Source organism: Microbacterium alkaliflavum, assembly GCF_044325405.1.
Taxonomy (GTDB): Bacteria; Actinomycetota; Actinomycetes; order Actinomycetales; family Microbacteriaceae; genus Microbacterium; species Microbacterium alkaliflavum.
Genome location: NZ_JBIQWL010000003.1, coordinates 187595 through 204976, shown reverse-complemented (window position 1 = coordinate 204976; position 17382 = coordinate 187595). Strand labels below are relative to the sequence as shown.

The window sequence follows — 17382 nt, the reverse complement described above, 5'->3', positions numbered from 1 at the left end:
GCCGTCGTGCCACGCCGCGTCCGCATCGCCTCCGTCAACGTCAACGGCATCCGCGCCGCCACTCGCAAGGGCATGCTCCCCTGGCTCGAGCAGGCCGACGTCGACATCCTCGCCCTGCAGGAGGTGCGCGCCACGGTCGACGAGCTCGCCGCCTCGCTCCCGGGATGGGAGCTGGTCAACGACGAGGCGCTCGCGAAGGGCCGTGCCGGCGTCGCGGTCGCATCGCGGGCGGGCTCGGTCGAGGTGCGCCGCGTGCTCGGCGACGACGACACCCTCGACTCGGCCGGCCGCTGGATCGAGGCCGACTTCGACGTCGACGGCACGACGCTGACCATCGTGAGCGCGTACGTGCCGACCGGCGAGGCCGACACCCCCAGGCAGGACGCCAAGTGGGCCTTCCTCGATGCGATGGAACGACGGATGCCGCTCCTGCGCGCCGAGCGCCCGCTGAGCCTCATCATGGGTGATCTGAATGTGGGTCACCGCGAGCTCGACATCCGCAATTGGAAGGGCAACGTCAAGAAGGCCGGGTTCCTCCCGCGCGAGCGCGGCTACTTCGACCGCTTCCTCGGCCCCGACGGCACCGAGGTCACAGGAGTCGACGGCTCGGTCGGGCCCGGGCTCGGCTGGGTCGACGTGGGGCGCACGTTCCACGGCGAGGTCGACGGGCCGTACACGTGGTGGTCGAACCGGGGCAAGGCGTTCGACAACGACACCGGCTGGCGCATCGACTACCACCTCGCAACGCCCGACCTGGCGGCGGTCGTGAGCGACTACCACGTCGTGCGAGCGCCCTCGTGGGATACACGGTGGAGCGACCACGCCCCCGTCGTCGCCGACTACGCCATCGGCTGACACGCCTCTCGGCTACGCCGTCGGCTGACGGCTCTCAGCCGATTCGCACGATGACGTTGCCGCGCTTGCGGCCGGTGTCGACGTACCGATGCGCCTCGCGGATCTCGTCGAGGTCGTAGACGCGATCGACGACGGGACGCAGCTCGCCGGAGCCCGCCGCCCGTGCGATCTCGGCGAGATCGGCGCCCGAGACCTTCTCGACGGTCTCGATCCGGCGGATGCCGCCGCGCACGGGCCGGAGCTTCGCCCCGATGAGTCCGGGCAGGTCGGTGATGACGAGGAGCAGCGCTCCGCCCGACCGCAGCACGCGACGTGCGCGCGAGAACGGGGAGTTGCCGACGCACTCGACGACGGCGTCGTATCGCTCGCCGCTCGCGGCGAAGTCCTCGTGCGTGTAGTCCACGATCCGGTCGGCGCCGAGCGACCGGACGAGGTCGGCGTTGGCGCCGGACGTGACGGCGGTCACGACCGCGCCTCGCCGATGGGCGAGCTGAACGGCGGCCGATCCGACCGCACCCGATGCTCCATTCACGAGCACGGCGTCGCCGGCGCCGACTCCCGCCGCGTCGAGGAACACCTGGGCCGTGGCGAAGCCGAAGACGAGCGCCGCGGCCTCGACGAAGGACAGCTCGTCGGGGATGCGCGCGATTGCGCCGTCGGCCGCGATCGTCGTGTACTCGGCGTGGCAGCCGAAGCGCGCGCCGCGGAGGAGGATGACCCGGTCGCCGGGCGCGAACGCCGTGACCCCGTCGCCGATCGCCTCCACGACGCCGGCGGCGTCCATCCCGAGCACGGGGTGCTTCGGCCGGAACATGCCGAGCGCAAGGGCGACAGGGAGCTTGAGGCCGCGCGGCACGTCTCGTGCCCGCACTCGGTGATCGGCGATGCTGACGCTCGCGGCGTGCACCCGCACGAGCACTTCGCCCGCCGCGGGCGTGGGGCGCGGCATCCGCTCGACTCTCACTACATCGGGACCGCCGAAGCGCCGGTACACCGCCGCACGCATCGTGGATCTGTCGTCGGATGCCGGAGCCCGACCTGCGGTCTGATCGATCGTGTCGCTCATCGCCTCGTCCTCTCGACCCAGCCTTACACTGTATGTCTTACGCAGTAAGGTAGCCTCGCGGTGAGTGGTTGTCCATGCCCTTCTTCGGAGAGGCTGTGATCCATCGGGCTGGCGTGGGAGCGGAGGTGGCGATGAGTGCGATCGAGATCGCACCACGGCGCGAGCCGCTGTCGCGCGAGCGCGTCCTGCGCACCGCCATCGGGATCGCCGATTCGCACGGCATCCAGGGCCTGACGATGCGCCGTCTGGCCGAGGGCCTCGGCGTCGAGCCGATGTCGATCTACTACCACGTGCGCGGCAAGGACGCGATCGTCTCGGGAGCGGTCGACCTGCTCTTCGTCGACGTCGGCGCCCGCGCGGCGTCGGCCTCGGCCAGTCCGGACTCAGGGTGGCGTCCCGTACTGCGGACCCGGATCCTCGCGGCGCGCGAGGTGATGCTCGAGCATCCCTGGGTTCCGCGGGCACTCGAGTCGGGCGGCATCATGACGCCCGCGCTCGCGACCTGGATCAACGGCAACGTCGCCGCGATGCATGACGGAGGCTTGTCGTTCGACCTCATCCACCACGCCCTGCACACGCTCGGGAGCCGCCAGTTCGGCTTCTCGCAGGAGCTCGTGCTGGAGGATCCGCGCGGTGCCGACGGCGAGGTCGACCAGCAGGCGGCCGCCGAGCTCGGGGGCCTCATGCCGCACGTCGCGGCCATGCTCGGCGAGGTCGCGCACGACGATCCCGACTCGACACTCGGGTGGTGCGACGACCAGGCCGAGTTCGAGTTCGCACTCGACGTGCTGCTGGAGGGCATCGAGCGTCGGGCCTGACGATGAGAGCCCCGGCCGGGGTCGCAGCATCCGTTCAATAGACTCGTCTGGTGACCAAACCGCGCCTCTACTCCGGCATGCAGCCCTCAGCCGACTCGCTCCAGATCGGCAACTACATCGGGGCACTCATGCAGTGGCGCGACCTGCAGGAGACCTACGACGCGTTCTTCTCGGTGGTCGACCTGCACGCCCTGACGCAGCCGAACGACCCCGCCGAGCTCCGCGAGAAGACGCGCCGCACCGCTGCGCAGTACATCGCAGCCGGCATCGAGCCCTCGAAGTCGACGCTGTACGTGCAGTCGCACGTGCCCGCGCACGCCGAGCTCGCGTGGATCCTCTCGACGGTCACGGGCTTCGGCGAGGCCGGGCGCATGACGCAGTTCAAGGACAAGTCGCAGCGCTACGGCAACGAGGCGACGTCGGTCGGACTGTTCACGTACCCCGTGCTGATGGCGGCCGACATCCTGCTGTACCAGACCGACATCGTGCCCGTCGGCGACGACCAGAAGCAGCACGTCGAGCTCACGCGAGACCTGGCCGAGCGGTTCAACGGCCGCTACGGGCAGACGTTCCGCGTGCCGATGCCCGTCATCCAGCAGGACACCGCGCGCATCTACGACCTGCAGAACCCCACCGCCAAGATGTCGAAGTCGGCCGAGTCGGACGCCGGCGTGCTCTGGCTGCTCGACGACCCCGCCGTGTCGGCGAAGAAGGTCATGCGGGCGGTGACCGACAGTGAGGGCTCGGTGCGCTACGACCGCGAGAACAAGCCGGGCGTCTCGAACCTGCTCGTCGTCTACGCGGCCCTCACCGGCCGCCAGATCCCGTCGATCGAGGACGAGTACGCGGGCCGCGGCTACGGCGACTTCAAGAAGGGCCTCGCCGAGGTCGTCGTGAACGAGTTCGGCCCCGTGCGCGCGCGTGCGCTCGAGCTGCTCGACGACCCCGCCGAGCTCGACCGCGTGCTCGCGGTGAACGCCGCGAAGGCCGAGGAGGTCGCCCGCGGCACCCTCGCCGCCGTCTACGACAAGGTCGGCCTGCTGCGCCGCGTCTGATGGAGCCCGTCACGCTGCGCACGGCGCGCTTCGAACTGACCCTGCCGGAGGCGGGTGACGTCGACGCGATCTACGACGCGTGTCAGGATTCCGGCATCCGCCGCTACACGACAGTGCCGACGCCGTACGAGCACCACCACGCCGAGGAGTTCATCGCCCGCGCGGCGAAGGGGTGGGCCGACGGCATCGAGTACACGTGGGTGGTGCGCGACGCAGGGGCGCTGGCCGGCATGGTCGGGCTGTACCGGCCCGCCGCGGGCCAGGCCGAGCTCGGGTACTGGACCGCCCCGGCCGCTCGCGGCCGCGGCGTCATGACCGAGGCATCCCGGGCCGTCGTCGACTGGGGCTTCTCGGCCGACGGGCTCGGCCTCGCGCGCATGGAGTGGCGCGCCGTCGTGGGCAACGTGCCGTCGGCGCGCATCGCCCGCACGCTCGGGTTCGGCTTCGAGGGCACGCTGCGGGGCGCTCTGCGCAACGGCGCCGGCGACCGGGACGACGGCTGGATCGCGGGCCTGCTCCTCGGCGACGACCGCACGCCGAAGCCCTGGCCGGTGCTCGAGGCCTGACGACCGGGCGCTGACTGGGCGCGAGTCGTCGCATCGCCGCCGGGATGCGACGGAATGCGCCCCGTGAGTCGCCGCCCTGCCGTCCGGGCGACGCTCGCTGGGCGCGAATCGCCGCATCCCCGCCCGGAGGCGACGGAATGCGCCCGGTGAGCGCAGACGCAAGCCCGGCCCGCGCGTCGGCGGCGCATGCCAGGATGGGCGCATGCCCGAGATGCCTGAGGTGCAGGGGCTCGTCGACTTCCTCCGCGACCGTGTGACGGGCCTCGAGTTCACGCGCGTCTCGGTCCCGGGCATCGCGGCGCTCAAGACGTACGACCCGCCGGTGCAGGCGCTCGAGGGCGCCCGGATCACGGGCGCCGAACGGCGCGGCAAATTCCTCGACCTCGCCACCACCGGGCCGCACCTCGTCTTCCACCTCGCCAAGGCCGGCTGGCTCCGGTGGTACGACAAGCTGCCGACGACGCTCATCCGACCCGGCAAGACGCCGATCGCCCTCCGCGTCGCGCTGAGCGACGGGTCGGGCTTCGACCTCACCGAGGCGGGTACGAAGAAGTCGCTCGCGATCTACGTCGTGCGCGATCCGGCCGACGTGCCGGGCATCGCGCGGCTCGGACCGGATCCGCTCGACCCGTCGTTCGACCGCGACACCCTCGCGGGCCTGCTCGAGGGGCGCCGCACGCAGATCAAGGGCGTGCTGCGCGACCAGATGATCATCGCGGGCGTCGGCAACGCCTATTCCGACGAGATCCTCCACGCGGCCAAGATGTCGCCGTACGCACTCGCCTCGTCGCTAACGCCGGAAGACGTCGACCGGCTCTACGCCGCCATGACCGACACCCTCGCCGAAGCGCTCGACGAGGCATCCGGAAAGCCGCCTGCGGAGCTGAAGGACGCCAAGCGGCGCGGGATGCAGGTGCACGGCCGGCGCGGCGAGACGTGCCCCGTGTGCGGCGACACGGTGCGCAGCGTGTTCTTCGCGGACAACTCGCTCGAGTACTGCCCGACGTGCCAGACGGGCGGCAAGATCCTCGCCGACCGCCGACTGTCGCGCCTGCTCAAGTAGCGTCGGGCAGGCTCAGGTGGCGTCAGGCGCCATCGTCCCGGCGAGGATCCGCGCGTCGTCGTCGACCCAGTCGAGCGACTTCGAGACGGCTTTGCGCCACATCCGGTAGCGGCGCTCACGCTCGTCATCGGGCATCGCCGGCTCGAACCGCACGTCCTCGCGCCAGTGCGCGCGCAGCTCGTCGGTGCTCTTCCACACGCCGGTGGCCAGCCCCGCCGCGTAGGCGGCTCCGAGCGCCGTCGTCTCGACGATCGCGGGCCGGATGACGGGCAGGCCGAGCACGTCGGCCTGGAACTGCATGAGCAGCCCGTCGCGGGTCATGCCTCCGTCGACGCGGAGTTCGGCGATGCGGCGCCCCGTGTCGGCGACGACGGCCTCCATGACGTCGCGGGTCTGGAACGCCGTCGACTCGAGCGCCGCGCGCGCGATGTGGCCGCGGTTCACGTAGCGGGTCAGCCCCACGAGGGCGCCGCGCGCGTCGGGACGCCAGTGGGGGGCGAACAGCCCCGAGAAGGCCGGCACGAAGTAGGCCCCGCCGGAGTCCTCGACCGAGTTCGCGAGCCTCTCGACGTCTTCCGAGTGCTCGATGATGCCGAGGTTGTCGCGCAGCCATTGCACGAGCGATCCGGTGACGGCGATCGACCCTTCCAGCGCGTATCGCGCAGGCTCGTCGCCACAGCGATAGGCGACGGTCGTGATCAGGCCGTGCTGCGACCGGACGATCTCGGTGCCCGTGTTCACGAGGAGGAAGTTGCCGGTGCCGTAGGTGTTCTTGGACTCTCCTGCGTCGAACGCCGCCTGACCGAAGGTGGCCGCCTGCTGATCGCCCAGGATCCCCGCGATCGGGACTCCGCTCGCGAAGCCGGGCAGCTGCGTGTCGCCGAGCACCTCCGACGACGAGCGGATCTCGGGCAGCATCGCCCGCGGGATCCCCCACACCTCGAGCAGTTCGTCGGCCCAGTCCAGTGTGCGCAGATCCATGAGGAGCGTCCGGCTCGCGTTGGTGACGTCGGTGACGTGGATGCCGCCCCGGATGCCGCCGGTGAGGTTCCAGACCACCCACGTGTCGGGTGTCCCGAACAGGAGGTCGCCGGCCTCGGCGGCCTCGCGCGCGCCCGGCACGTTCTCGAGGATCCAGGCGACCTTCGACGCGGAGAAGTAGGTCGCGAGAGGGAGCCCGGTCTGCGTCGCGAACCGGTCGGTGCCGCCGTCGGCGGCGAGGCGGTCGATGCGCTGCTGCGTGCGGGTGTCCTGCCAGACGATCGCGTTCGCGACCGGACGGCCCGTGCGGCGGTCCCACACGACCGCCGTCTCGCGCTGGTTCGTGACGCCGATGGCGGCCAGGTCGCCCGTGCCCAGGCGCGCCTGCGAGAGGGCCGACGACAGCACCCACTCGGTGTTCGTCCAGATCTCGATGGGATCGTGCTCGACCCAGCCCGCATGCGGCAGCAGCTGCGCGTGCTCGCGCTGCGCCGTGGAGACGACCCCGCCCTGCGCGTCGAACACGATGGCGCGCGTCGAGGTCGTGCCCTGATCTATCGCCAGCACGTGGTCGGCCACGTCGCCTCCTCTTCGTCGAGTGGTCGGGGTCGCCGCGCTCCGCGGGGACCGGCTCGGGTCAGGCTACCGCGACCCGGAAACCCTTGCCGGGCCCGCCGGATCGGCTGTCGAAGGATCGGCTATCGCGATGCCGGGGATGCCGGCATGGAGTCGGGCGCCGGCCAGGCGGGGTCGGCGGCGTGCACGCGGGCGAGAGCGCGCTGCACCTCCACCTGCCGCTTGTCGATGCTCCACCCCAGCACCGGCGCGATCGCCTCCGCGATCTCGGCCGCCGACTCCGACGACACGGCACCCGTGAACGCGAGGCTCGTGCGCCGCAGGAGCATGTCGTCGAGGTGCACGACCGCCTCGGTGCGCGCGAGGTGCCGGAGCTCGCCCGTCGAGTACGACGGCAGCGTCGCCAGCGGCTGATCGTCGTCGTCGATCGCGATCGCCTCGATGACGTCGGCCGCGACCGTGCCGTAGCGGTCGAGGAGCGTGGCGGCGCGCTCGAGGCCGTATCCGCCCTCGTGCGTCGCGAGCCACTGCCGGCGGGTGCGCTCCGTCGTCGGGTATCCGCGCCCACCGCCGATCGGCAGGCCCCGCGTGGAGCGGAGGCGCGGCTGCGACAGGAGCCCCAGCACGCGGTCGGCGAGGTGCTCCGCCGAGGCGCGGAAGGTCGTCCACTTGCCGCCCACGAGACTCAGGACGGTCGTGTCGGGGCTGCCGGCGAGGGGCGCCGACTCGACGCGGTAGTCGCGCGAGACGAAGCCGGGCGCGACGTCGCCGTGCCCGGGGAGCGGCCGCACGCCGGCGAAGCGGTAGACGATCTGCGATCTGTCGACCTCGATGCCGGGCAGGACGTGCCCGATGAGCTCGAAGAAGTAGTCGACCTCCTCCTCGGTGCAGACGATCGGATCGGCCATGTCGTGCTCGAGATCGGTCGTGCCGACGAGCACCCTGCCCTTGAGCGGGTAGATGAGCACGATGCGCCCGTCGCTGTGCTCGAAGAACAGCTCGCGCCCTCCCGTCGCCTCGAGCAGCTCGGGGTTGTCCAGCACGATGTGCGAGCCCTTCGTGCCGCCCATGTAGGCGGTCGGGTGATCGAGCGCCGCGTTGGTGAGGTCGGTCCAGGGCCCCGAGGCGTTGACGACGACGGATGCCGCGAACGGCGTCTCCTCGCCCGTCTCGAGGTCGCGCAGCACGACGCGGCCGTTCTCGACCCGGCTCGCCGTGGTGTAGTTGACGGCACGCGCGCGACCCCGGCCGGCGGCGAGGCCGTCGCGGAGCACGTCGAGCGCGAGCCTCTCGGGGTCGTGGAGCGAGGCATCCCAGTAGGTCGCCGTGTACTTGACCCGCGGATTGAGCCGGGGAAGCTGCTCGAGGGCGCGCTTGCGGCCGTGGAATTCGTGCCGGGGCACCTGCCCGCCGGCGCGCGAGAACGAGTCGTAGATGACGAGGCCGATCTTGATGAGCGCCGCTCCGCGCTCGCTGGGCCTCCCGCCGCCGTGGCGGAGGAATCGCAGCGGCGCGCTCAGCACACCGGAGAGCGTCGTGAAGATCGGGATCGTGGTCTGCAGCGGGCTCACGTAGTGCGGAGCGATGCGCAGCAGCCCGTTGCGCTCGGTGACGGCTTCGTTCACGAGCCGGAACTCGCCGTTCTCGAGATAGCGGATGCCGCCGTGGATCATGTGCGACGACGCGGCGGATGCGCCGCTCACGAAGTCGCCGCGCTCGACGAGTGCGACGTCGACGCCCTGCAGGGCGAGCTCGCGGAAGGTCGCGAGGCCGTTGATGCCACCGCCGACGATCAGGACGTCGGCATACGGACGCCGGGCGAGGGCATCCATTCGTCGCTCCGAACCCGTGGTGGTCATCGCTTCCTCTCCTCAGTGCGTGCCGTCGCACCATCATCGCATCGCTGGTCGTCGGTGCAGGCCGTCTGCACATACGTGCACGCTGTGAATCGTGCGCGAGCGCAGCGGCACCCGGAAGTCGCTCCATGTCGAGGAATGAATCGACGGATACCGCGTTTACTACACTCGAGAGCATCGACGTGCTCCGGGGTCGGTGAGAATCCGAACCGGCGGTGACAGTCCGCGAGCTTCAGCAGCCGCTCCTCCGGGAACGTGCCGAGGCCGATCCGGTGGAAATCCGGGACCGACGGTGATGCAGCGCACACGCGCTGCGAGTCCGGATGGGAGGCAGCACGGGCGGCGCGTTGTGCGCACCCGCTTCCTCATGCCCCGGCGATCTCGCGAGGCAGGCAGGAAGACGGATGACGGTGAACGACGCGGAACACAGCGCCATGCGGCGCGCGTTCACGATCGCGCTCAACGGTCCCCGCGGGGTGAACCCCCAGGTGGGCGCCGTGCTGCTGTCGCCCGACGGTCGCGTGCTCGCAGAGGGCTGGCACCGCGGCATCGGCACGCCCCACGCCGAAGTCGACGCGCTGTCGAAGCTCGCCCCCGGCGCCGCCCGAGGCGCGACCGCGGTCGTGACGCTCGAGCCCTGCAACCACACGGGACGCACGGGTCCGTGCGCCGAGGCGCTCATCGCCGCGGGTGTCGCGCGGGTCCTATACGCCGTCGACGACCCCGGCGACCACTCCTCGGGCGGCGGCGACCGCCTGCGCGAGGCGGGCGTCGCGGTCGAGGCCGGAGTCCTCCGCGACGACGGCCGCCGTCTGCTCGACTCGTGGCTCACCGTGCAGCGCCTGGGTCGCCCGCACGTCACCGTGAAGTGGGCGCAGAGTCTCGATGGCCGCGCTGCGGCGTCCGACGGCACGAGCCAGTGGATCACCGGCCCCGAGGCGCGCGCCGACGTGCACCGCCGGCGCGCGCAGGCCGACGCGATCGTGGCGGGCACCGGGACCGTCCTGGCCGACGACCCCGCCCTCACCGCGCGCGACGCGGACGGCGCTCTGCTCCCGCATCAGCCCATGCCGGTCGTGCTCGGTGTCCGGGGGGTCCCCGAGAATGCGGCCGTGCGGCGGCATCCGCTCCCCTACCTGCAGTATTCGGGCGACGACCTGCGGGCGGCCCTGGCCGACCTGCGCGAGCGTGGCGTGCAGCGCGTGTTCGTCGAAGGCGGGCCGACCGTCGCGAGCGCCTTCGTGCGTGAACGGCTCGCCGACGAAGTGCTCGCGTACATCGCGCCCGTCCTCCTCGGAGGAGGTCGGCTCGCGCTGGGCGACGTCGGCGTCGCCACCATCGGCGAGGCGAAGCGACTCGAGGTCGTGTCGGTCGAACGGCTCGGCGACGACCTGCTCGTCGTGTCGGCGCCGCGGGCGGCCATGGCCGCCGCTGCGCCGCGCACGGACCACCACGAAGAAGGAGACCACTGATGTTCACGGGCATCGTCGAGGAGATCGGCGACGTGACCGGCGTCACACCGTCGGGTGACGGAGTGCGGCTCACCGTGCGCGCGCCGAAGGCGGTATCGGATGCCGCGCACGGCGACTCCATATCGATCAGCGGGGTCTGCCTCACGGTCGTCGACCAGGGCGACGACTGGTTCACCGCCGACGTGATGAAGCAGACGCTCGACATGTCGACGCTCGCCGGTGTGTCCGCGGGCCTCCGTGTCAACGTCGAGCGCGCGACGCAAGCGCACGGCCGCCTGGGCGGGCACATCGTGCAAGGGCACATCGACGGCACCGGCGAAGTGCTCGAGGTGCGCCGCGGCGAGCAGTGGCGCGTCCTGCGCATCGGGCTTCCCACGGCGCTCGCCCCGCTCGTCGTCGACAAGGGCTCGATCGCCGTCGACGGCGTGTCGCTGACGGTCAGCGCCGTCAGCCCCGCCGCTGCCGCCGCGCAGTGGTTCGAGGTCTCGCTCATCCCCGAGACCCTCGAGGCGACGACGCTCGGCGCGCGCCGCGCGGGCGAGAACGTCAACCTCGAGACCGACATCCTGGCGCGCCACGTGCAGCGCCTCGTCTCTTTCGGCATCCCGGCGGCGGCGTCCGCCCAGACAGACCCTGCGGCATCGGCCGCGGCAACGGAAGGAGGCTCCCGATGAGCCTTTCCACGATCCCCGACGCGCTCGAGTCGCTGCGTCAGGGCCGCCCCGTCATCGTCGCGGACGATGAGAACCGCGAGAACGAGGGCGACGTCGTGCTGTCCGCCGAGCTCGCGACCCCCGAGTGGGTCGCGTGGACGGTGCGCTGGTCGAGCGGTTTCATCTGCGCTCCCATGCCGGCCGAGTGGGCCGACCGCCTCGACCTGCCGCCGATGGTCGCCGTGAACGAAGACGCGCGCGGCACGGCCTACACGGTGAGCGTCGACGCGGCCGATCGTCAGTCGACGGGCATCAGCGCCTCCGATCGCGCCCACACCCTCAACGTGCTGGCCGACCCCGACTCGACGCCGTCGAGCGTCATCCGGCCCGGTCACATCCTGCCGCTGCGCGCGGTCGACGGCGGCGTGCGCGAGCGCGGCGGTCACACCGAGGCCGCGGTCGAGCTCATGCGCCTCGCGGGCCTCAAGCCCGTCGGGGCGATCGCCGAGGTTGTCGCCGAGGACGGCTCGATGATGCGGCTGCCGGGCCTGATCGAACTGGGGCAGCGCGACGGCGTGCCGGTCATCACGATCGAGCAGCTCGTCGCCTATCTGCACGAGAACGAGCCGCTCGAGGAGCCGGCGCACGCTGCCCACAAGCGCCGCGTGAGCCTGCGCGCCGAGGCCAACGTCCCCACGTCGCACGGCAACTTCCGCCTCCTGGCGTACAAGGACCGCATCACCGGCACCGATCACGTCGCGATCGTGTCGGGTGAGCTCGCCGACGACGCGCCGCTCGTGCGCGTGCACTCGGAGTGCCTGACGGGCGAGGCGTTCGGCTCGCTCAAGTGCGAGTGCGGCCCGCAGCTCGAGGCCGCCCTCGACGCGATCGAGCAGGACGGCGGCGTCGTCATCTACATGCGCGGGCATGAGGGCCGCGGCATCGGCCTCATCAACAAGCTGCGCGCCTACAGCCTGCAGGAGCGCGGCCTCGACACCGTCGACGCCAACCTCGCGCTCGGCCTGCCGGCCGATGCGCGCGACTACGCGTCGGCCGCCGGCATCCTCGCCGACCTCGGCGTCGACAAGGTGCGCCTGCTCACCAACAACTCCGACAAGGTCAACCAGCTCCGCGAGCTCGGCCTCGACATCGTCGAGCAGGTGCCGCTCCTGGTCGGCGTCGGGCCCAACAACCACCAGTACCTGGCCACCAAGCGCGACCGCATGGGCCACATCATCGACGAGCAGGAGCTGAGCGACGCTCTTGCGCAGATGAAGGAGTCGCACCTGACCGGAGGAGCAACCGCATGAGCGGCAAAGGCGCACCCATCGTCGGCGGAACGGATGCCACGGGTCTCGACGTCGTCGTGATCGCGGGCACGTGGCACGACACGATCACGGACGGCCTCATCGCCGGCGCCGAGCGCACGCTCGAGGCGTCGGGCGCCGACTGGCGCGTCGTGCGCGTGCCGGGATCGTTCGAGCTGCCCGTCGCCGCGAAGGCGGCACTGGATGCCGGAGCCGACGCCGTCGTGGCGCTCGGCGTCATCATCCGGGGCGGCACGCCGCACTTCGAGTTCGTCTCGAACGCGGCGACCGACGGCCTGACGCGCGTCGCGGTCGATACCGGCAAGCCCGTCGGATTCGGCGTGCTGACCCTCGACACCGAGCAGCAGGGCATCGACCGGGCAGGCCTGCCCGGGTCGAAGGAGGACAAGGGCGCCGAAGCGGCAGATGCCGCGATCCGCACGGCGCTCGTGCTGCGCGAGCTGCGCGCGGCCCAGCGCCGGCCCGCAGGCTTCTGACACCGCCGCGGTCTTTCCGGGCCGGCCTTCCGGGCTGGCCGAGCCACGCGGTCGAGCCTTCGGGACTCGGTCGAGCCTTCGGGACTGGGTCGAGGCGGCCGAAGACTCGACCCGAACCCCGGGCCTCGACTCGACCTCGGAGCCTCGACTCGCGCCGCGGGCTGGAATCGGCTGGAGCGGCACTTGCTTCAGCCTTACGAAAGGTAGGCTGGGCGCATGGAAATCCTGCGCCATGTCGTCGTCCTCATCCACCTCGTCGGATTCGCCATCCTCTTCGGGGCGTGGGTCGTCGAGGCCGTCAACGGCCGCCGCCACGTCACCCGGCTCATGAACTGGGGCCTCGCGATCGCCGCGGTCGCCGGCCTCATCCTCGCCGCGCCGTGGGGCATCGACTACTCGCTGAACTACACCAAGCTCGGCGTCAAGCTCGTCATCCTGCTCGCGATCGGCGCGCTCCTCGGCATCGGGTCGGCACGTCAGCGCAAGAACGGCTCGGTGCCCGGCGGCATCTTCTGGTCGATCGGCGTCCTGACGCTCGTCAACGCCGCCATCGCGGTGATCTGGCGCTGAGGCACCTGCCGTCTCTCGAAGGGCGGATGCTGCGACCCCCAAGTCGCGGCATCCGCCCTTCTTCTGCACCCGGGCGTCCCGGATCACGGCTGACCGCGGCGACACGCCGCTGCGCGACCGGCCATTCGCCCCTTCCGCCACAGCAGGCCGAGCTGAGGCACGTGTCACACGGCGAAACGCCCCGGGAGGCGGGAGTGCCACCCGCCGTAGAGTGAGCCCCGCGCCGAGGCCCGGCGCAGACGAGGAGCGGTCGTGGCGGAGCAGTCGAAGGTGATCCTGGACTGGTTCCTCCCCCTGACGGGCGACTCGCGCACGAACCTCGCGCTCGGCAGCGCGACCGACAATGATCCGGCCCGGCTTCAGGCAGCGTCGCGTCGGCCGACGCTGGAATATCTTGGCCAGATCGCACGCGCATCCGAGAGCCTCGGGTTCGAGTCGGTGCTCGTGCCGACCGGCGGCGGCAACGAGGAGAGCTGGACCATCGCGACCGCCCTCACGCAGCACACGCGGCGGCTCGAGTACCTCGTCGCGGTGCGACCCGGCCTCGTCTCGCCGACGCTGCAGGCGCAGGTGACGGCGACGTTCCAGAACGTGAGCGACGGGCGGCTGCGCATCAACGTCGTCGCCGGCGGCGAGGATGCCGAGCAGCGGCGGTTCGGCGACCGGATCGGGCACGACGGCCGGTACGCGCGCGCCGCCGAGTATCTCGAGGTGCTGCAACGCCTCTGGACGGGCGAACGGGTCACGCACCACGGCGAGTTCTTCGACATCGAGGACGCCCGCATCCCGCCGATCTCGAAGGTCCCGGAGGTCTACCTCGGCGGATCATCGGATGCCGCGATCGGCGTCGCCGCCGAGCACGCCGACGTCTACCTCACGTGGGGCGAGCCGCCCGCGCTGGCGGGCGAGAAGATCGCGCGGGTCGCGGAGCGCGCCGCCTCGCGCGGACGGAGCCTGCGCTTCGGCATCCGCCTGCACGCGATCGCGCGTCCGACGTCAGCAGAGGCGTGGGCCGTCGCCGACACCCTCGTCGCAGGGCTCGATCCCGCCGTCGTCGCGGATCGCCGTGCGGCCTTCGCCGCGTCGGGCTCCGTCGGACAGCAGCGGCAGTTCGCCCTCACGAACGGCGGCACCTCGCGCGCCGACCTCGAGATCCACCCCGGCCTCTGGGCCGGCGCGTCGCTCGTGCGCGGCGGCGCGGGCACGGCGCTGGTCGGCAGCCATGCGGAGGTCGCCGACCTCATCGAGGAGTATCGGGCCGTCGGCTTCTCGGAGTTCGTGCTGTCGGGGTATCCGCACCTCGAAGAGGCGTACTGGTTCGGCGAGGGCGTCCGCCCCGAGCTCGCCCGGCGCGGCCTCTTCTGACCCGGCGCGAACGGTCACCCGGCCTCGAACCGTGAGCCTCCACCGGACTGCCGAGAGCGCGGGTGGCAGCCGCGCTCTCGGCAGGCAGATGGAGGCTCAGCGTCCCGGGGGTCAGCGCAGGAGGGCGGCCTCCTCGGCGAGCCGGCCGAGCTTGTCGGGGTTCGCGATCGAGTAGATGCGCGTGATGCGGCCGTCCTCGACCGTGAGGCTCACGACCCCGACGAGCTGCCCGTCGAGCTCCATTCGGATGCCGGGCTGGCCGTTGACCCACATCTCGCTCGCGTGCACGACACCGCCCGCCTTCGCCAGCCCGCCGACGAGGTAGCGAGCGAGCCGCTCGGCGCCGACGATGGGGCGGCGGGCCGCGCCCCGCACCTTGCCGCCGCCGTCGGCGACCGACACGACATCGGGCGCGAGCACGTCCATGAGCCCCTGCAGATCGCCCGAGTTGAGCGCCGCGACGAGCCGGCCGACGACCTCCTCGAACTCCGAGCGCTCGACGCGCACCCGCGGCCGCCGGGCCGTGACGTGCTCTTTCGCCCGGTGCGCGATCTGGCGCACTGCTGCGGGACTCCGGCCCACGGCATCCGCGATCTCGTCGTACGGAAGGTCGAAGACCTCCCTCAGCACGAAGACCGCCCGCTCGGCCGGTCCGAGCGTCTGGAGCACCGTGAGCATCGCGATCGAGACGCTGTCGGCGAGCTCGACGTCGTCGGCCACGTCGGGACTCGTGAGGAGGGGCTCGGGGAGCCACTCGCCGAGGTAGTCCTCCCGACGGCGGGCGATCGTGCGGAGATGGTTGAGCGCCTGCCGCGTGACGATCCGCACGAGGTAGGCCCGTGGGTCGCGGACCTCGGCCTGATCGACCGAGGCCCAGCGCAGCCACGACTCCTGCAGCACGTCCTCGGCGTCGGCGGCCGACCCGAGGAGCTCGTACGCCACGGTGAACAGCAGGCCCCGGTGGATGACGAACGGGTCGTCGCTGCTCATGGTGCGAGCCTACGCGCGGCCCGCGACGGCGGACCGGACGGCGAGGGGAGGCAGCCCGCACGCATCGGCGAACTGCTCCGAGTGGATGCCGAGCGCGAGATTCATGCGGGCCGACATGTTCATGAACGCGACGCGGGCGGCGAGTTCGATGACCGCCGCTGCGCCGAGCTCGGCGACGAGCGCCTCGGAGAGCTCGTCGGTGACGGCCGGCGGCGTCTGGCTCGCGGCCTCGGCGTACTCCATGACACGGCGCTCGAGCGGCGTGAAGGCACTCGACTCGCGCCAGCGCGGCACCTCGCGCACCTTGGCCTCGTCGAGTCCGTGGTTGTGCGCCAGGAAGTAGTTGAGGTCGAGGCAGAAGCTGCACCCGATCGCCGCGGCCGAGGCCATCGCCGCGTACGATGCGAGCGCGGGATCGAGCTCCTTCCAGTGCTCGACCTTCTGGCCGATCGCCATCGCGTCCTTCATGACGCGCTGGTGGCGCCAGAGGATTCCGACCGAGTCGGGCACCTTGCCGGTCATGCGCCGGGCGAAGGTCTTCACGAGTGCGCCGTAGGGGCCGGTGACGGGGATGGGGTCGATGCGGGTCATGTCGTGCTCCTTGTCCTTTGTCGTTCGACATGAAGACACCGGCCGACCACGTCGTGTGACATCCCGGCCCAAAGGGGTTGGGTCGGCGAGACTGCGGCGGAGGGGTCGCGCTTGACAGGGCCGGACGGGGGCCCGAGGGTGAAGGGAACGTCGAAGGGACCTCGCCCGGTGTCACACAGTCAAACGGCCCTGCAGGAGACCGCGAGCGGATACCTGCCGGGCTCGGCCATCATCGCGCGGATCCGGCGGCTCGCCGTCATCGCCGTGATCGCCGGTGTCACCTACTCCACGTTGACGCAGGCCAGCAGGGGCGGGTGCGCAGGCGGCGCCGAGGGGGCATACGCGGATGCCGCGACCGGCGACGCCCCGCAGTGCTACCAGCTCACGATGCACGCCAACCCGCTCGTCGTGGTCGCGATCGCGCTCATCGTCGTCTTCGCGATCGGCCGCGTCCTCAGGGCCGAGAGCATCAGCGGCGCTCTGCGCACGCTCGACCGCGCGGGCTACCTCGTCATGGCGATCGCGGGGGTCTCGCTGATCGTCGCGCAGGTGTGGTTCGCACTGATCCCGGTCCACGTCCTGGAGTCGGAGAGCTTCACGCTGTACTACCCGGCTCCGTTCGCCATGGTCGACCTCCAGCTCGCACCGACGGCGATCCCGTGAGTGCCGCGAATCCGATGGACGGCAGGAAGCGCCAAGTCCGGACGGCCTGGCTCATCGTCGTCGGCACCGTCCTCGCGGCGCTGTCGCTGTACGTGGGAGCGGCCGCAGTGTCGTCGCTGCTCGTCGACGCCGCCGACCGCGCCGTCGTGGAGCCCGCGAGCTGATGGCCGCTGAGTCTCGGCAAGCGCGCCTTGCGATGCGCACCGTCGTCGTCGCCTCCACGCTGCTCGTGGTCGTGGGACTCGCTGTCGCACTGACCGTCGAGCAGCGGGCGTCGTTCGGCTGGTTCGCCTACGCGCCGCTCAGCCAGACCGTCTTCGTTCCGGGGCTCGGCGTGTGGCCGCAGACGGTTTGGGGACTCATCCTGGCCGGGATCGGTCTCGTGGGCCTCGGGTTCGGCGTCGGCTGGCTCGTCGCGACGCGTCGGAGGTGAGCGGC

19 protein-coding genes and 1 riboswitch are annotated in these 17382 nt (G+C 71.5%); of the genes, 14 read left to right on the top strand and 5 right to left on the bottom strand.

The genetic code is table 11. The features are described from left to right. The first annotated feature begins 6 nt into the window (after positions 1 to 6). Complete coding sequence (locus ACH3VR_RS10010; RefSeq protein WP_396640643.1) at positions 7 to 855, top strand: exodeoxyribonuclease III; 849 nt, start codon at positions 7 to 9, stop codon at positions 853 to 855. Positions 856 to 889: 34 nt separating this feature from the next. On the opposite strand, the gene ACH3VR_RS10005 is transcribed toward ACH3VR_RS10010, so the two are convergent. Next, positions 890 to 1921 (bottom strand): NAD(P)-dependent alcohol dehydrogenase, encoded by a 1032-nt coding sequence (locus ACH3VR_RS10005; RefSeq protein WP_396640642.1) that lies wholly within the window; start codon positions 1919 to 1921, stop codon positions 890 to 892. A 131-nt stretch (positions 1922 to 2052) separates the two neighbouring features. Here ACH3VR_RS10005 and ACH3VR_RS10000 point away from each other — a divergent pair, with 131 nt between their 5' ends. The 4 genes from ACH3VR_RS10000 (at position 2053) to ACH3VR_RS09985 (ending at position 5423) form a co-directional block, all read left to right on the top strand. Next, a complete protein-coding gene (locus ACH3VR_RS10000) occupies positions 2053 to 2739 on the top strand; it encodes a TetR/AcrR family transcriptional regulator (protein WP_396640641.1) in 687 nt (228 codons plus the stop codon). Between the two features lie 50 nt (positions 2740 to 2789). Then, complete coding sequence (gene trpS / locus ACH3VR_RS09995) at positions 2790 to 3794, top strand: tryptophan--tRNA ligase (protein ID WP_396640640.1); 1005 nt, start codon at positions 2790 to 2792, stop codon at positions 3792 to 3794. Beyond that, positions 3794 to 4360, top strand: a complete 567-nt coding sequence (locus tag ACH3VR_RS09990; protein ID WP_396640639.1) for a GNAT family N-acetyltransferase — start codon at positions 3794 to 3796, stop codon at positions 4358 to 4360. The genes trpS and ACH3VR_RS09990 overlap by 1 nt, the downstream gene beginning before the upstream one ends. A gap of 202 nt (positions 4361 to 4562) precedes the next feature. Next, entirely contained in the window at positions 4563 to 5423 is an 861-nt protein-coding gene (locus tag ACH3VR_RS09985) for an Fpg/Nei family DNA glycosylase (RefSeq protein ID WP_396640638.1), read from the top strand. 12 nt (positions 5424 to 5435) lie between these two features. Here the strand turns inward: ACH3VR_RS09985 and glpK are convergent, their stop codons facing one another. Beyond that, complete coding sequence (glpK, locus tag ACH3VR_RS09980) at positions 5436 to 6983, bottom strand: glycerol kinase GlpK (protein ID WP_396640637.1); 1548 nt, start codon at positions 6981 to 6983, stop codon at positions 5436 to 5438. 119 nt (positions 6984 to 7102) lie between these two features. Continuing rightward, positions 7103 to 8839 carry a glycerol-3-phosphate dehydrogenase/oxidase gene (locus ACH3VR_RS09975; RefSeq protein ID WP_396640636.1) on the bottom strand — a complete coding sequence of 579 codons (1737 nt, stop codon included), beginning with the start codon at positions 8837 to 8839 and terminating at the stop codon, positions 7103 to 7105. A 177-nt stretch (positions 8840 to 9016) separates the two neighbouring features. Further along, positions 9017 to 9175, top strand: a riboswitch (FMN riboswitch). Positions 9176 to 9240: 65 nt separating this feature from the next. Between ACH3VR_RS09975 and ribD the strand changes: the two genes are divergently transcribed. From ribD to ACH3VR_RS09945, 6 genes are all read left to right on the top strand, one after another. Next, entirely contained in the window at positions 9241 to 10308 is a 1068-nt protein-coding gene (ribD, locus tag ACH3VR_RS09970; RefSeq protein ID WP_396640635.1) for a bifunctional diaminohydroxyphosphoribosylaminopyrimidine deaminase/5-amino-6-(5-phosphoribosylamino)uracil reductase RibD, read from the top strand. Then, positions 10308 to 10982, top strand: a complete 675-nt coding sequence (locus ACH3VR_RS09965) for a riboflavin synthase (RefSeq protein ID WP_396640634.1) — start codon at positions 10308 to 10310, stop codon at positions 10980 to 10982. Before ribD ends, ACH3VR_RS09965 begins: the two co-directional genes overlap by 1 nt. Beyond that, entirely contained in the window at positions 10979 to 12271 is a 1293-nt protein-coding gene (gene ribA, locus ACH3VR_RS09960; protein WP_396640633.1) for a GTP cyclohydrolase II, read from the top strand. Before ACH3VR_RS09965 ends, ribA begins: the two co-directional genes overlap by 4 nt. Continuing rightward, positions 12268 to 12765, top strand: coding sequence for a 6,7-dimethyl-8-ribityllumazine synthase (ribH, locus tag ACH3VR_RS09955; RefSeq protein ID WP_396640632.1), 498 nt, complete (start codon positions 12268 to 12270; stop codon positions 12763 to 12765). Before ribA ends, ribH begins: the two co-directional genes overlap by 4 nt. Positions 12766 to 12981: 216 nt before the next feature. Then, positions 12982 to 13335: a Fe-S protein gene (locus tag ACH3VR_RS09950; protein ID WP_396640631.1), complete on the top strand. Its 354-nt coding sequence runs from the start codon at positions 12982 to 12984 to the stop codon at positions 13333 to 13335. A 252-nt stretch (positions 13336 to 13587) separates the two neighbouring features. Next, positions 13588 to 14700 (top strand): LLM class flavin-dependent oxidoreductase, encoded by a 1113-nt coding sequence (locus tag ACH3VR_RS09945; protein WP_396640630.1) that lies wholly within the window; start codon positions 13588 to 13590, stop codon positions 14698 to 14700. A gap of 111 nt (positions 14701 to 14811) precedes the next feature. On the opposite strand, the gene ACH3VR_RS09940 is transcribed toward ACH3VR_RS09945, so the two are convergent. Then, positions 14812 to 15690 carry an RNA polymerase sigma-70 factor gene (locus ACH3VR_RS09940; RefSeq protein WP_396640629.1) on the bottom strand — a complete coding sequence of 293 codons (879 nt, stop codon included), beginning with the start codon at positions 15688 to 15690 and terminating at the stop codon, positions 14812 to 14814. Between the two features lie 9 nt (positions 15691 to 15699). After that, positions 15700 to 16281 carry a carboxymuconolactone decarboxylase family protein gene (locus tag ACH3VR_RS09935; RefSeq protein WP_396640628.1) on the bottom strand — a complete coding sequence of 194 codons (582 nt, stop codon included), beginning with the start codon at positions 16279 to 16281 and terminating at the stop codon, positions 15700 to 15702. Positions 16282 to 16449: 168 nt separating this feature from the next. Here ACH3VR_RS09935 and ACH3VR_RS09930 point away from each other — a divergent pair, with 168 nt between their 5' ends. From ACH3VR_RS09930 to ACH3VR_RS09920, 3 genes are read left to right on the top strand one after another with little or no spacing between them, the layout of a single operon-like run. Next, positions 16450 to 16944, top strand: coding sequence for a hypothetical protein (locus ACH3VR_RS09930; RefSeq protein WP_396640627.1), 495 nt, complete (start codon positions 16450 to 16452; stop codon positions 16942 to 16944). After that, positions 16941 to 17108 (top strand): hypothetical protein, encoded by a 168-nt coding sequence (locus tag ACH3VR_RS09925; RefSeq protein WP_396640626.1) that lies wholly within the window; start codon positions 16941 to 16943, stop codon positions 17106 to 17108. Before ACH3VR_RS09930 ends, ACH3VR_RS09925 begins: the two co-directional genes overlap by 4 nt. Next, positions 17108 to 17377 carry a hypothetical protein gene (locus ACH3VR_RS09920; protein ID WP_396640625.1) on the top strand — a complete coding sequence of 90 codons (270 nt, stop codon included), beginning with the start codon at positions 17108 to 17110 and terminating at the stop codon, positions 17375 to 17377. Before ACH3VR_RS09925 ends, ACH3VR_RS09920 begins: the two co-directional genes overlap by 1 nt. The last annotated feature ends 5 nt before the right edge of the window (positions 17378 to 17382 follow it).